Annotated in this window: 10 protein-coding genes; 2 read left to right on the top strand and 8 right to left on the bottom strand. The window is 33.5% G+C overall.

The window, feature by feature from the left end; all coding sequences use genetic code 11:
* Positions 1-122 precede the first annotated feature (122 nt).
* Entirely contained in the window at positions 123-1,922 is a 1,800-nt protein-coding gene (gene sdhA / locus OM962_RS07340) for a succinate dehydrogenase flavoprotein subunit (RefSeq protein WP_264331308.1), read from the top strand.
* Here sdhA and OM962_RS07335 read toward each other — a convergent pair.
* The 4 genes from OM962_RS07335 to OM962_RS07320 form a co-directional block, all read right to left on the bottom strand.
* On the bottom strand, positions 1,894-4,233 hold the full coding sequence (locus OM962_RS07335; protein ID WP_264331307.1) for an ankyrin repeat domain-containing protein: 2,340 nt from the start codon (positions 4,231-4,233) through the stop codon (positions 1,894-1,896). The genes sdhA and OM962_RS07335 overlap by 29 nt on opposite strands.
* Positions 4,234-4,483: 250 nt before the next feature.
* On the bottom strand, positions 4,484-5,092 hold the full coding sequence (gene gmk, locus OM962_RS07330; protein ID WP_264331306.1) for a guanylate kinase: 609 nt from the start codon (positions 5,090-5,092) through the stop codon (positions 4,484-4,486).
* 35 nt (positions 5,093-5,127) lie between these two features.
* Positions 5,128-6,894: a pentapeptide repeat-containing protein gene (locus OM962_RS07325; protein WP_264331305.1), complete on the bottom strand. Its 1,767-nt coding sequence runs from the start codon at positions 6,892-6,894 to the stop codon at positions 5,128-5,130.
* On the bottom strand, positions 6,878-7,858 hold the full coding sequence (locus OM962_RS07320; protein WP_264331304.1) for an ankyrin repeat domain-containing protein: 981 nt from the start codon (positions 7,856-7,858) through the stop codon (positions 6,878-6,880). The genes OM962_RS07325 and OM962_RS07320 overlap by 17 nt, the downstream gene beginning before the upstream one ends.
* A gap of 704 nt (positions 7,859-8,562) precedes the next feature.
* Here OM962_RS07320 and tnpC point away from each other — a divergent pair.
* On the top strand, positions 8,563-9,915 hold the full coding sequence (gene tnpC, locus OM962_RS07315) for an IS66 family transposase (RefSeq protein ID WP_264330459.1): 1,353 nt from the start codon (positions 8,563-8,565) through the stop codon (positions 9,913-9,915).
* Between the two features lie 110 nt (positions 9,916-10,025).
* On the opposite strand, the gene OM962_RS07310 is transcribed toward tnpC, so the two are convergent.
* The 4 genes from OM962_RS07310 to OM962_RS07295 form a co-directional block, all read right to left on the bottom strand.
* Positions 10,026-10,913, bottom strand: a complete 888-nt coding sequence (locus tag OM962_RS07310; protein ID WP_264331303.1) for an aspartate carbamoyltransferase catalytic subunit — start codon at positions 10,911-10,913, stop codon at positions 10,026-10,028.
* A gap of 80 nt (positions 10,914-10,993) precedes the next feature.
* Positions 10,994-12,010, bottom strand: coding sequence for an extracellular solute-binding protein (locus OM962_RS07305; RefSeq protein WP_264331302.1), 1,017 nt, complete (start codon positions 12,008-12,010; stop codon positions 10,994-10,996).
* A gap of 89 nt (positions 12,011-12,099) precedes the next feature.
* Entirely contained in the window at positions 12,100-14,181 is a 2,082-nt protein-coding gene (locus OM962_RS07300) for a hypothetical protein (protein ID WP_264331301.1), read from the bottom strand.
* 91 nt (positions 14,182-14,272) lie between these two features.
* A complete protein-coding gene (locus tag OM962_RS07295; protein WP_264331300.1) occupies positions 14,273-15,058 on the bottom strand; it encodes an NAD kinase in 786 nt (261 codons plus the stop codon).
* Between the last annotated feature and the right edge of the window lie 14 nt (positions 15,059-15,072).

Genomic DNA, 15,072 nt, shown 5'->3' with positions numbered 1-15,072 from the left:
ACCCTATGGTTGTTATGAATCGTTTACTATAGGTTTGTTTTAGAAGCTTACATCCAGAAAACTTGTATAGATTTTTCCTACTTATGTGCTACTATAAGCCTGTAATGATAAAATAAGTGGATATGGATAAGTTAGCATACGAAATCATAGAACATGAATATGATGTGGTAATAGTAGGTGCAGGAGGAGCGGGACTTAGAGCAACACTTGGAATGGCTGCAACTAATTTTTCAGTTGCCTGCATTTCTAAAATTTTCCCTACACGAAGTCATACAGTTGCAGCGCAAGGCGGAATTAGTGCAGCTTTGAGCAATATTGCTGAAGATGATTGGCGCTGGCATGCGTATGACACAATAAAAGGTTCAGACTGGCTTGGCGATCAAGATGCAATAGAGTATATGTGTAAAAATGCTGCCAAAGCTGTTATCGAACTTGAAAATTTTGGCGTACCTTTTTCTCGTACGGAAGATGGTAAAATATACCAGCGTGCCTTTGGTGGAATGACAACTCACTTTGGTAAAGGAAAATCGGCTCAGCGTACTTGTGCAGCAGCAGATAAAACTGGGCATGCAATTCTTCATACTCTATATCAGCAATGTCTTAAATTTAACGCTGAATTTTTTGTCGAATATTTTGTAATCGATTTGATTATGGACAAAGGGACATGCTGTGGGGTGATAGCTTGGTCGCTGTGTGATGGTACGTTGCATAGATTTCGCGCACACTCTGTGGTAATAGCAACAGGTGGTTATGGACGTGTTTATTTCTCTGCAACAAGTGCACACACCTGCACAGGTGATGGTAATGGCATGGTGGTAAGAGCTGGGTTGCCACTTGAAGATATGGAATTTGTGCAATTTCATCCAACAGGAATATATGGCTCAGGGTGCTTGATGACGGAAGGATGCCGCGGTGAAGGTGGGTACCTCGTTAATTCTCAGGGTGAGAAGTTTATGGAACGTTATGCGCCAAAGGCAAAAGATTTGGCTTCTCGTGATGTAGTAAGTCGAGCAATGACAATTGAAATTAGAGAGGGAAGGGGAGTTGGGCCAAAGAAAGATCACATGTACTTGAATATAGCTCATCTTGATCCGGAAGTAATAAAGCTCAGATTGCCAGGTATTAGTGAAACAGCAAAGACCTTTGCAGGAGTTGATGTTACTAAAGATCCGATACCTGTTATTCCAACTGTTCACTATAACATGGGAGGTATTCCAACCAACTATCATGGGGAAGTGATCACGTTGCAAAAAGGTAAAGAAGAAGTGGTAGAAGGATTATTTGCAATAGGAGAGGCAGCATGTGTTTCTGTACATGGTGCAAATCGACTAGGTTCCAACTCGCTTCTTGATCTTGTGGTTTTTGGTAGAGCTGCCGCGCTTAGGGCAAAAGAAAAATTGAAACCTGATACACCACATAAAAAATTGCATTCAGACTGCACAGACTTGATAGTAGATAGATTTAATAAAATGAGATTTGCTTCCGGAGAGTTCAAAGTAGCAAAAATACGAAGTGAAATGCAGAACACTATGCAGAAATATGCATCGGTATTCCGTGTTGCTGAAGTTTTAGAGGAAGGTAAAAAAGCTATAAAAGAAGTAGCAAAAATGATGCCTAACATTGCAGTTGAAGATCGTAGTATGATATGGAATAGTGATTTGGTTGAAGCTCTGGAGCTTGCCAATATGATTCCACAAGCAGTTATTACCATGGAATGCGCATCTAATCGCGAGGAAAGCAGAGGTGCTCATGCTCGTGAAGATTTCCCTGAACGTGATGATAAAAACTGGATGAAACATACTATGGCATGGCTTAAAGAAAAGAAAAACCAAGTCAGTGTAGAGATTGACTATAAAAAAGTTGCTGAAAAAACTCTGAGCGATGAGATTGATTTCATCGCCCCGGAAAAGAGAATTTATTAGTTAACCCATCTGGTTTATTTATAAATTGACGTAGTATTGATACATAGCTCATTTGAGTAGCTGGGCTTTCTGTATGCTCCGATTGATTTGACGATCTTTGTACTTCTTGCTCTGCTGAGTTGTTAGCTAAATTTTGTTGTTCAGTAATATTTTCAGGTTGTTTTGCAGCTAGGTGATCATCTTTACGGCTTTGCTTATCGTTGGTTAATTCCTTAACAGACTTCCTAATGCCGCTAAGTCCCAAAGTGAATATCAGACAGACCACTCCTGTTATAGCTATGATGGGTAACGCTGCTCCCATTGCAATTTGTCCTTGAAAGCAAGAAAGTGTTACCATTGTAATAATAGTAGTTGCTACTGTGATTGCTAACAATACACTAGCTCTTCTGCCAGGATCAATGCATTTCCATGCAGCTTTGAGGCCATCTCCTGTTTTGTGTAGAATATGCTGACATTTTTTTGAAAAAGTTCTAACGTTATATTTTTTTTCAAGTTTTTTCCTTAGTTCTTTAGCTTTTACCTTTCCTTCTTGTGGAGTTTTTGAGTAATTTTCTAAATTACGTAAAGTGCAATAATATTTTTCAGTATGAAATTCTCGATCTTTTAGTTTCAGAGAACGGGAATCAGCACCTATTTCTAGCAGCTTTGCACAAAACTTTGTTGTATTGTCGTACTTTTTCCCTAGATCAAAAATTGTTTTCATTTGCGAAAGGTGGTTGCCTTTTTCTGCTTTTTTTGTTAGTGATACTTGTAGCGGTGTTTGTCCTTCTTCGTTAATGGCCTTTATGGCCTTACCCAACTGATCTTCAGATATTTCTTTTTCTTTTACTAAACTGGAAATCAACTCCAAACATGCAACCTTTTGTTCTCCTTTTAGCGAAGCAATGTGATGCAGAATATTATTACCCTCTTTATCTTGAGCAGTGATATCAGCGCCATTTTGGAGAAATAACTCTAAGGCTTTATATCTATTTGTTTTTTCAAATTTTTTATCTGTACATGATCGATTCTCATTTTTTTCTTTTATATGCTGGAATAACTGATGTAGAGGTGTTTGTTTTGCTGTATTTTCAGCATTTATAGCTTTTTTAAACTGTGCTTTAAGATACTCTTTTTCTTCCTCCTTACTTACATTTAATATTATATTTGAAAATTCAAACTTTCGTTTTTGCTTTAATTCTAAAACTATTAGATGTAAAGCATTATTACCATCTGTATCTTTCAGGCTAATATCTGCCCCTTTTTGCAATAACTCTTCAAAACGTTCTTTATCATTATCTTTAATTGCTAAATGTAGTTGATAATTATCATTACTATCTGGAGTATTTATGGTATGGGCTATAACTTCTTCAACTTTTGTTTTTATTTCTGGTTTTCGCTCAGCCAATTTTTCTAAAAATTTAAGATAGTATTCATTTTGCTTTTTAGATAATTTTTCTAAATCCTCTGTAGGTAAGCTTAGCTTGGCTCTATACTTTAACAATTTTACAAGAAACTTAAGTGTGTTATCGTTATCTTGGATTGTGTGAGAATCATGTTTCCCTTTTTTTATCTTGTTAATTAGTGCTACCTGAAAAGGAGTCTTTCCTTCTTGATTTTCACTATCAACAAGTTGTACTAAATTTTTCTCGTTAGCTATTTTTATCAAGGTATCTAGAAACTTAAGCTTTTGTTTCTTTTTGAGCGATGCAATAAGGTGTAAAATATTATTTACTTTTTTATCTGTTATGCCACTGACATTTGTGCAATCTTTTAGGTATTTTCTAAATTTCCTGTTGTTTCCATTTTGGATTGCATTTAGTAACTGGTCATTATCAGAATCCGATATTCCATTTATTCTATCTTCAAAATCGCTATCAGAATCTGATATTCCGTTCATTTCATCTTCAAAATCGCTACCGTAGCCACTGTCTTGTTCATTGTATCTACTCAAACAACTTTTAGTGATTTCAGAAATTACTTGGTTTTTTGTTTCATTTGATATTCTTTTTGATCGTTCTATTACTTCACCTAGCACTGGAAGGAAACATTGGACATAATATCTGTGATATTTTTCCTGTTCTCTAAGCGATTCTTCTAATTTAGTTAATACTTCAGGACTAGCGCCTTCCTTAAATAACCTTTTACATTCCTTGAGTGTTCCATCTCGACTTCTTGGTTTTTCATGCTTATGTTTTTCTTTTTTTACCTTTCTCTCTATAATATTAGACAATTGCTTGCCTTTTTTATCTTGCTCTGGTTTTTCATTTTTGTTTATACATTTGTCTAGTTTATTTGCATTACTAACTAATACACTTGAATCTATAACCATATAAAAACCTCAATATTAAAGCTATTTGGCGTTAGCGCTTCAACTAACAGCCTATTGAATTGGACTTTTAAATTGAGCTAGATGTTATCGAAATATAGGTGGAAAGCTAGTTTCTATTAGAAAATCTGTTGTCATAATTAAATCCCCACTTTAGCACTTGTCTACTATTTTAACTATTTTATCTTAAAAAATAATAAATGTGGCTAAACTGTGAAGCGTGAATGCTGCTAAAAGAGATAAACAAATATTTTTATAGATCTTTTGGGCTTTGTTTTTCTTCTAATTTTTTAATCCTTTCTTTATTTAGTATTGATTTTATCTCTTCTACGCTTTTATCAAGATCATCATTAACTATGACGTAATCATATTTATTACTTTTACTTATCTCTTTTTGGGCTTCGGATAATCTTCGCTCTATTTCAATTTCATCATCACTATTACGCCTTTGTAGACGCAGTCTAAGCTCTTCCATTGAGGGAGGTAGTATAAAAACACTTACAACTTTTTCTCTTAAGATTTCAAATAAATGAAATGCTCCTTGCCAATCTATATTCAGTAAAACACTTATGCCACTACTCAGGTTTTGTTCTATAAAATCTTTTGGTATACCGTAAAAATTTTCAAAAACTTTAGCATATTCAAGCATTTGACCAGCCTTACATAGTTCATGAAACTTTTCTTCAGTAACGAAAAAATAGTCTTTTCCATTTACTTCACCGGGACGAGGTTTGCGTGTAGTTACAGAAATAGACATAACTAAATCGGTTGATTGCTCAAGTAATTTTTCTGATATAGTAGTTTTTCCAGCTCCAGAAGGAGAGGATAGAATCAGTAGTATGCCCTCATTTTTTACGGTCATTTTTCTTTATTTAACAAGTACATTATAGAGCTTTTTTAAGACTTTGTATTTTTTGAATCAAAGTTTAAAAGACTAGAGCCCTCTAAATTAGAATTTGATAAATTGGCATCAATAAGAGAGGAATTATCAAAGACAGTATAACGTAAATCGGCTTTTTCAAGATTTGCCTTATTCAAATTAACGTTTACAAACTTTGCTCTACTTAATATTGAATTAGAAAAATTAGCATTTTCTAAATTCATGTCTTTAAACTCAAAGTAAGAATAATTTACATCAAATTTTTCACCCTGCGATATTTTCTCTTGCAGATCTTTAATTGAAGTTATAGCACTCTCTAGACCTGTAATTTTGCTCTGTCCCTGATTGTCAATCAAAATTGAATTATCAAATTTGCAATCTGTTAAATGAATATCAGCAATTGAACTTTTATATATGCTTGAAGAGAGAAAAGACATATCACTTATTGTCGAATCACTCAAATTGCTAAGAAAAAAACTAGTCTTTCTAAAGGTATTATCATAAAACACGGAGAATTTGAAATCACTTTCAATAAAATTTGAATTAGTGACTTTTAAGTTAGACCAGCTCGAATTATCAGCTAATAATTTGAAGAATATTGAATTTTCTATCTCACTGAAGTCAATACTATGGTGGGAAAGAGTACTATTATAAATTTGAGAGTCTTGAATTTTTGTCTTATACATTGAAGTTGTGGAAAGATCTGAATCTTCTATTTTTGCAGAGGTAAACAATGAATGGTCAAAGAACGAACCATTCATGTCAGAATTCACAACTTTAGTATTATGAAACTTTCCATGACAAATGTTAGCGTTATAGGTATTAACTTTATGCAATTCACTAAAACTAAAATCAATATTAGATAAATCAGCATCCTGAAGGTCTGATTCGAAAACATATGCATGTTTTATCTTGGAACCATTTAGTATAGATTTAATGAAGTTTGAATTATCCCCTTTCATATAGGAAATTTGTGAATTGCTTAAATTGGCTTTTTCAAAGTTACTATCAACTATAATAGAAGCATTAAAATAGGCGTTCGAAAGATTGCTACCTGTAAAATCCAATTTTTTTATTTTAGCACCGTATATATTAGCGTTTTTTAGTGAAGAGAATTGTATCTTGAGCTTGTGTGCATCCACTCCAAAGAAACTTGCATTGTCGAAATTACTCTTCTGCATAACAGTGTCGTTTATTTCACTATCACTAAAATTGATGTAGCTGGCACTTGAGTTTGATAAATTGGAGAAATTCATTTTTACATTCAAGAATTTGGTATGCAAACCAATTATATTACGCATACTTACTTTGTTGAGATTAGAATTGACAAAATCAGCATAACTGATATTAGATTGATCAAATATGATATCTGTTAGATTTGTAGAAGCAAATTTTGAAAAACTTAAATTTGTGCCTTGTATTTTAACACCATGTAAATTAGCATTGGAAAAATTAGCACCACGCAAATCAACATCGATAAAAGACACATCTGATAAATCGGTGTTAGAAAAATCGGCACCAATTAAACTTACTCCATCAAAAATAGATTTGCTTAAATACAATTGACTAAAATTAGCACCATTTAAATTAGGACCAAAACCTTTCTTAAAATCTTGTGGTATGCCTGCTTTGTTGCACTGTACTAAAAATTTAGCAAAATCTTTTGTATTGTAAGATACGTATTTTACATCGTGCAGAGCACTTAAAAAATCATTGATTGCATCATCTCCATAGCATAAATGACCAACTAAAATTAATATCAAAAGTCTAATTATCTTTTGCATCGCAGGTACTTTCTTTTGTTTTTATAGCAAAATTATACATCTCTGAGTCTTCTTCATTGTTTATTTCTTTATCCTCTAAAAGGTATGGCATCATTTCAGCAATTGCATTTATTATATCGATCTGCTTTTTCTCAATTGCTATGTCAATAGGGGACTTAAAATTATTATCAACTACTCTAGGATCAGCACCTTGTAATAAGAGAAAGCGAACTGTGTCTATTTGACCTTGTTTCACTGCATAAATTAGAGGAGTATCACCCAATTTATTTCTAAATCTTAGTATTTCTTGAATTGTTAATCCAATTTTTTCTAGCTTATTTATTACTCCTCTTAGACAAATTAAGTTGCCCTTCTTGATGCAGTAAAAAAATTGCTTACTGTAATCATCAGTAAATATAGTTTTAGGAAGGTGCTCGTTTAGGCTATCATATTGTCTTTTATATATAGACTTGCTTTTATGGTTCCATTCTTTTTTTATTTCTTTGTTTAGCTTTGTCCATTTTTCGCTTTCTTCATTTTCTTTGTTCACAGGTGTTATATTGTCAGGCTGTTCTTCTTTCTTTTTCTCTGTAAATTGGCTTGTTGAAAGTAGTTCGGTGTCTTTTTTGCTAATCTCCTCTTCAGGCTGTAGGTTTGTTTGATTATTGTGACTGATTTTCTTCTCTTCAGGTTCTTCTTTTTTTTCTTCCAATAAAGGACTTATTGAAAATTCGGTATCTTTTATATTAGTCTCCTCTTCAGACTGTAGGTTTGTTTGATTACTTGAAGGTACTTCTTCATTGATTACATTTGTTGGGTCTGTGCTTTCTTTGAGTTCGCCCAGAAGCGGAGAAGTTTTTTCAGCATCAGTGTTGCTTTTCGATACGTCTTCTTGATTTATATTTTCTTCAGGTTGCTCTATAGCAAACAGGTTAGATGATAAAAATATAGCAACTAATAGTATGAAATATAAAGTATTCTTCATAAATATTATGATTAATTAAAATGATACTATAATCAAATGATTAATCTACAGTAAAAAATGCCTTAGGGTTTTATTTATAAAAAACATTTGTATTACCTTTTCTATACGAGTAGAATTTTGCAAAGACTGAATATCAAAGTTTTTCCCATTTATTTAGGTTTTACCTTAAATTGTCATTGGAGTAGCTGACACTGTTTTTTTTCTGGATTCCAGCGTCACGCGCTGGAATGACACCTTCATAATGTTATTCCATTTCTCTTGTCATCCCAGTACTTGATACTGGGATCCATTTTCCATCATCATTAGAAACGTTATATTTTAGCATAACTTTTATGCTCGCAAATTTAACTGGATGCCAGTGCTGGCTACTTTTATGACATCTATCATTTTATGTTTATAGTATTTTTTGCAAATAAACGTTCGTAGTTGTAAATTAAATGCAAAAAAATACTTGACACATTTGGTAGTTTAATTATTATTAGTGAAAATGAGGGTATTTTAGAGCTCGAAATTCACCTTATTCAAGTCTGCAGACTTTTCAATTAATCTCTCAATAAAAAAATATAGCACAGTCTACTTCAGTGCATACTTAATTTCTGTATCCGTTCAGAGGTGTGGCAAGGATAAAAAACAATTGACATAATATATTAAAGTAGTAATAACACAAAATGTTGATAGTAAAGTAAGGCTAGATGCTTCAATTGTTGATCAGTATTGTAGAGTTATGTAAAAACTTAGAGCAGAAAGTAGCAAAGATTGAAGAAAAAAATAAAATCTTAGAAATAGAGAATGCTGAACTAAGAGAGAGACTCGGCTTAAACTCAAGGAATTCATCTTTACCAAGTTCAAAAGAGCTGTACAAAATAAAAAAAGACACACCAGAAGATAAGTCAGAGGGCGGCAGGAAGATAGGTGGTCAAGTTGGACATAAGGGGAATTGCCGAGCTAAAATGGAAGCAGATGAGGTGGTGAAGGTAGAGTTACCAAATAGATGCGAGTGTGGTGAAGAAATCGCAATATCGGAAAAACCATATGTCTATCAAAAAGTTGATTTACCAGAAATTAAGCCTTACGTAGTTGAGTATCAATTAGAACATGGTCGCTGTCGTAAATGCGGAAAAAGAAGGAGTAGCAAATTACCAGAAGGAGTTACACCGGATACCTTTGGTCCTAGAGTTAAGTCAGTAGTTGCATCACTAAGTGGGTTTTATAAGAATTCAAAGCGAGAAATAGCGAATATTATGAAAGACATCTTTAACATGAGTATAAGTGTTGGTAGTGTGTCCAATAGTGAAGCAAGGGTTTCGTCAAAATGTAAAGAAGCCTATGAACAAATAGAGGAAGAAATAAAAGCAAGCGAAATTTTGCATATTGATGAAACCAGTCACTACAACAAAGGCAAATTGGGATGGTGCTGGATGTTTGCCAACAATAAAGCAAGTCTTATGAAGTTAGCAGATACAAGAGGAATGAAATTTTTAAAGAATAGTGCATTTTGTGATTACAAAAACCTGGTAATTACTGACAGATATGCAGTTTACAACCACTTCAGTGATGAAAAACGACAAATTTGTTGGGCTCACTTATTGAGAAATTTCGAGAGGTTATCTCATAGTTGGAATAGTGAAGTAATGAGACTTGGCCATTGTTTAAAAGACGCAGCTAATGGATTGTTTGTATTAAAAAACGCTTTGTCAGAAAATGAAATTAGTATTTCAAAGTTCACTAAGCAAGCTAAAGAATTACGAAGATACATACAGTACTGCATGATAAAAATATCTTATATACTTGAAGCAAAAGGAGCTTCACGAACGGTAAAGGGTATTATAAAATCCGAGTCAATGATGTGGACATTTTTGGATGACCCAGAGAATATTCCATTAACGAATAACCATGTTGAGCGACAGATACGGCATTATGTTGTCTATCGTAAGAATTCATATTTTGCACAGTCAGAGCGAGGGAATAGATTTCTTGAGCGGATAATTTCGTTGTATCTGACTTGGAAACAAAAGGAATTAAACCCTTTTCAAAACCTGCTAGCTGTTGTTTCTTAAACCACACCTCTGAACGGATACTAATTTCTGTCATGAGGTGTGTTATATTTTTCTAAATCGTTTTTTATAGGAGGATCATTATGTCTAAAATTCCTTAAAATTAATTAAAGTTAAACATTAATTAAATAGTGCAGTACTGCCTTACGCGTTGCTAATCCAAACTTTACTTGCTGTAAAATAACACAATCTGCTATATCATTGCTAGTTTCGATACCTCTATTTATTGGTCCTGGGTGCATAACAATTGCATCGGGTTTTGCATGCGATAGTTTTTGTGCATCAAGTCCATACAAATGAAAATATTCTTTTTCTGAAGAATTATTATTCATACGCTCTTTCTGCAACCTCAAGAGCATAATTACATCAGCATCCTTTATACCTTCGATTAATGAATAATGAAGTGAATCTACTTCAGAAAAATGCTTACACATCAAAGCTGGTGGTGCAACTAAGCTTATTTTTGCTCCAAACATTTTTAGCAATCTTATATTTGATCTTGCAACTCTACTGTGCAAAATATCTCCACATATAACAATTTTGAGGTTTTTTATTTGCTTTTTATGATTGATAATTACAAGATAATCTGCAAGAGCTTGAGTTGGATGTTCACTGCTTCCATCGCCTGCGTTGATTAGCGAGCAGTTGACATGCTTTGCCAATGTATTAATAATACCACTACTTTTATGCCTGATTATCATATAGTCAGGATTCATTGCATTTAGTGTTTTTATCATATCTTTTAGATCTTCCCCTTTGTTAATAGAAGAAGATTTTATTGGTAAAGTTATAACATTTGCTCCAAGGCTTTTTGCTGCTATTTCAAAAGATGCGAGCGTACGTGTTGAATCTTCAAAGAATAGGTTTATGACTATTTTATTTTTCAGAACATGACTATTTTCAACTTTTTCTTCAAGGTATTGGTTGGCTAATTTAGTTATATTTTCTACATCACCGATTGTGAGGTCTGAGATATTTAATAAATTCCTTCTCTTGTCCATAGCTCCTTTTTTGAGCTTATTCTACTTTCTTAATTTCAATTACACAACTGTAAAGTAAAGTAGAAGGAAGCTATAAAATTTTATTTCCACTTACATTCATCTGCTATCATCACAGCCTCAAAAAGGTGCTTCTCAAGCTCACTTATAGGTAGATCACTTTGTGGATAATTTCCCCAAGATTTTAATGTATCAGAAGTTTCAATACCTTCAACAATGGGATATTCTTGATTTTTTTTAGCATATAATTCTTGAGCCTGCCTGCTTACAAAAAACTCCAATAAAGCTATAGCATTTTCTCTGTGTTTTGCGTTTTTTGTTACTGCTGCACCACTAAGATTCACCATTACACCATCACTCGGGAAGAAAGCTCCTAACTTTTCTGTGATATTCTTTTTATTTTCTGATGAAAGGATTCTTGCAAAGTAGTAGCTGTTTACTATTGCAACATTGCCTTCACCAGCGGCTACAGCATAAATTTGATCTGTGTCACCACTGCTTGGTTTTCTTGCCATGTTGCTTACAATTCCACTAACCCATTCTTTTGTTTTTTCAAAACCATTTTTTGCAATCATAAAAGCGATCAATGATCGGTTATATGGACTTGTGGAAGAGCGTACTAATATTTTCCCTTTCCATTTTTCATCCGCTAAATCTTCATAGGTACTTAATTCCTTAGGATCTACTGATTCTTTATTATAAACCAATATTCTAGCTCTTTTTGTGAGACCAAACCAATAATCTTCATTATCTCTAAATTTTGCAGGTATGGCATTTTTTAGAGTCTCTGAATCCACTCGAGATAAGAGCCCTCTTTTTTTGGCTAAAATCAAATTCACCGCATCTGCAGTTAAAAACAAATCAGCTTCACCACCATTTTCCATGCGTGAAAGCAATTGAGAATAATCGTCAATGATATAACGTACCTTGATGCCAGTGGTTTTTGTAAAATCATCAAATAAACTATGTACTAATTCTTCTTTACGTGATGAATAAACGTTTACTACTTGTGAATCATCAATTCCGCTATTTTTATATAAAAAATTAACGACTATCAATACAGCCGCTACTAAAGATATAAATATTAAACCTTTTTTCATAAACAAACCCCTTTAGCTTAAGGTACTCAAATAGCGAGGCCTGAGCAAGTATAAAAATTCCAATCAATGGACATTGTAGGAGATTTATTTCATCCACCTATACTATAGATAGCATCCTTATAATTGTGAGATTGAACTACAACCTGCTCAAGCGTTAAACTGCTGCGTTTAGCGTCTTTGCTATGATTTTCTCCAAGAACGTTTGTTCTTTCTCGTTTTATTTCCTCAATGAATTTCCCATTAACATTTTTAGGATCAATCGTTTCTTCAGAATATACAAGATTAGTGCAATTTGTTTTTCTATAGTAATGCACGCCAAGATACACAGCTAATAATGCAACTATACCTAAGCCTGTAAGTGGTAATAATTTTATGTGATTGGTCAAAGGATTCTGGTAAAATTTTTGTATATTATTAACACCACCTTCCATATACAGCAATAAAGGGAGCGCTATATTTGCAGCAACTACACCAGTTAATAATGCAGTAAATAGTGGCCTATTATTAATTACAGACTCTATTTTATTAGTTTTACTGATTACTTTCTCATCAATATTGACGAAGCCTTTTTTAGATTCCCAAGCATTGAGTACAAAATTTGAATGAGTGCCATTGCTATATTCCAGCCTTACAGACTTTATAACTTTACCTTCTGGCTGGTTCATCAAAACATTATCTAAAACTTCATCTGCATTTTTTACTTGAGTTTGATATTCTTTGGTATTTACAAACTGTTTTATTCCAAGCAGCATTGGGCTAATTGCGAGCAATGAAGCAACTGCAATGATCGGTACGACGGTATAGAGCGGACTGTTTGTAAAGAACGTAATAAATTTTGCTTTATCTTGTAAATACGCTAAAGCTGTAGATGTGCCAAGCACGATAGTGGCCGCACCAAAAATTACAACGCCTTTCTGCTCCATAGCATACTGCGCTTTGGGCCAGAATCTGTTTTTTTGCAGTTTAAACTCCCTATCTGTAGGCAAAGACTCTTGAGAACTACTTCTGCTCGTGTATGATGGCGGAGAAGTTGAAGGTGTATCGCTATGCTGACTGAGATTTTCAAAAGGTTTTTTTTCACTTTCATTCCTATTACAAGGTTCATTAAATTCCGTTTCTTGTGAAACTGATCTGCTTAGAGTTGGATGTTGACTATCTGTTTGATTATCAGGAGTTTTTTTACTTTTATCTATAACTGCATAAGCAGGTTTTTCTGGTTTACTGTCAGCTGATCCGCTACTAGACGATCTTTCTAAAGATGGTGTTGTTGACATGATAACATCAGTTGAATCATCTGTCATCCAAACTCCTACTTCATCTAAATAATCACCATCCGCTGCTTTGTCTGTTGTTTGTTCACCAGATACGTTAATCCCTTTAAATGTGATATTTTCTAATTCTGCTTCACTGATATCAACTTCTGCTATTTCTTGATCTATATTTTCTAAGAGACTATTCATATCTTTTTCTAGTAATTCCTTTATGTTTCTACAAAAGTCATCAACAGGATTAGTGTTCCACATATTACCATCAACTAACATTGCTTTTTGTGGTAACATACCTTTATCTTTCTTATATGCTTTTAAAAGATATAAAACACATAGATGTTTTCCAATTTGTGGATCTTGAGGCTCAGTTGTTTTTGCTGGATCTGCAATTCGTGAGGTTTGACGCTTAGTTACTCCTTCAAATATTTTGATACTTTGTGCCTGATCTTCTGCTAAGCCTAAATGATTTTTTACTACATACTCTACTGCTTTGGGGTATATAGTTGATACAACGGCAACTTCTACTCCGCTTGAAAGTGCAGATTGTAATACAGACTTTAACTTTTCTTTATTTTTAATTCCTGAGTTTTGTAAAAATTCTTTTATTTTTTCGTCAGTTACTGCATTTTCTTTGCCAGAACCATAATCACTATAATTTTTGGATGCAAATTGATTGCAAATGGGACTCTCGACAATTGTTTGATTAAAATCAAATATTAATAGTGCGCTATTGCTTGCAGGTATATTTGAGATAATTTTCTCTACTTTTTCAGGTGGTAATGTATTTTTGCCATTTTGTTTTGGAGTACTTGTTCTGGGAGTTGGTATTGGTGAAGTTGCTGCACCATTTTCATTCACTGCTGTATGAGAAAGCAGTGTGACGTTTTGTTCATTCCCAGGCATATTTGCTCCAAAATTAATTACAATGTTACATTAATTACTCTGTATTTACTAAGATATGGTAAATACTAATTTAAAGATAAATATGAAGAATTTAGTATAAAAATTGCTTATCAAAAATCCTCTCGTCTAATGAGCAATCTTTATCAAAAAGCAGAGTGACTGTGTTTTCGTGATCTTTCTGCATTTTTATCTGCGATATATCAGGAAATTCCTTGTAATCTGATACTACAAGTGCTGGACGATTTTCCACGTCGTTGATATCAATTTGCACTATTGTATCATTTGAGATTAGAGCTCCATTCCAACGCCTTGGGTAGTAACTATTTATGGAAGTAAGTGCAAATAAATTTGAATTAAGTGGTAATATTGGCCCACCGGCAGAGAAGTTATATGCAGTGCTGCCTGTGGGAGTAGACAATATAATTCCATCTCCTCTGAATTTTTCTACTTTTAGCTTATCATTAATGGTAATATTCATCTCCACTATTTGATTTGCATTTCTAAAGACATACACTTCATTTACTGCGATGTAACGGTGTTTTTTGCCACTTATGTCTGTGGCTTCCATTTTTAGTAAAGTTAGCTGAGTAGGAACTGCATGTTCTATATGATCAATTAGATCTTCAAAGCATTTATTCATTAAAAACCCGACATTACCGGTATTTATTCCATACACATGTGTATCTTTATTTCCTATGACGTAGTCGTGCAGGGTGCGTAGCATAAAACCATCACCACCAACAACTATCAGCAAATCAACTTCAGACTTACTTTCTTCTGTTATATTGATAAAATTGAGTTTCTGTAGTAGTTTAGATACTTCCTGAGACTTGGGTAGCAAAGAAGCAATATAGCCTACATTTTTATATTTATACATGTTAAATTAAAGAG

Origin of the sequence: Wolbachia endosymbiont (group B) of Erebia ligea (assembly GCF_947179575.1) — a bacterium.
Taxonomy (GTDB): Bacteria; Pseudomonadota; Alphaproteobacteria; order Rickettsiales; family Anaplasmataceae; genus Wolbachia; species Wolbachia pipientis_C.
This window is presented reverse-complemented; position numbering and strand designations above follow the sequence as displayed.

Bases quoted from the DNA above. Each gene is read 5' to 3' on its own strand.
- sdhA (WP_264331308.1), top strand. From the start codon at position 123: ATGGATAAGTTAGCATACGAAATCATAGAACATGAATATGATGTGGTA.
- OM962_RS07335 (WP_264331307.1), bottom strand. From the start codon at position 4,233: ATGGTTATAGATTCAAGTGTATTAGTTAGTAATGCAAATAAACTAGAC.
- gmk (WP_264331306.1), bottom strand. From the start codon at position 5,092: ATGACCGTAAAAAATGAGGGCATACTACTGATTCTATCCTCTCCTTCT.
- OM962_RS07325 (WP_264331305.1), bottom strand. From the start codon at position 6,894: ATGCAAAAGATAATTAGACTTTTGATATTAATTTTAGTTGGTCATTTA.
- OM962_RS07320 (WP_264331304.1), bottom strand. From the start codon at position 7,858: ATGAAGAATACTTTATATTTCATACTATTAGTTGCTATATTTTTATCA.
- OM962_RS07310 (WP_264331303.1), bottom strand. From the start codon at position 10,913: ATGGACAAGAGAAGGAATTTATTAAATATCTCAGACCTCACAATCGGT.
- OM962_RS07305 (WP_264331302.1), bottom strand. From the start codon at position 12,010: ATGAAAAAAGGTTTAATATTTATATCTTTAGTAGCGGCTGTATTGATA.
- OM962_RS07300 (WP_264331301.1), bottom strand. From the start codon at position 14,181: ATGCCTGGGAATGAACAAAACGTCACACTGCTTTCTCATACAGCAGTG.
- OM962_RS07295 (WP_264331300.1), bottom strand. From the start codon at position 15,058: ATGTATAAATATAAAAATGTAGGCTATATTGCTTCTTTGCTACCCAAG.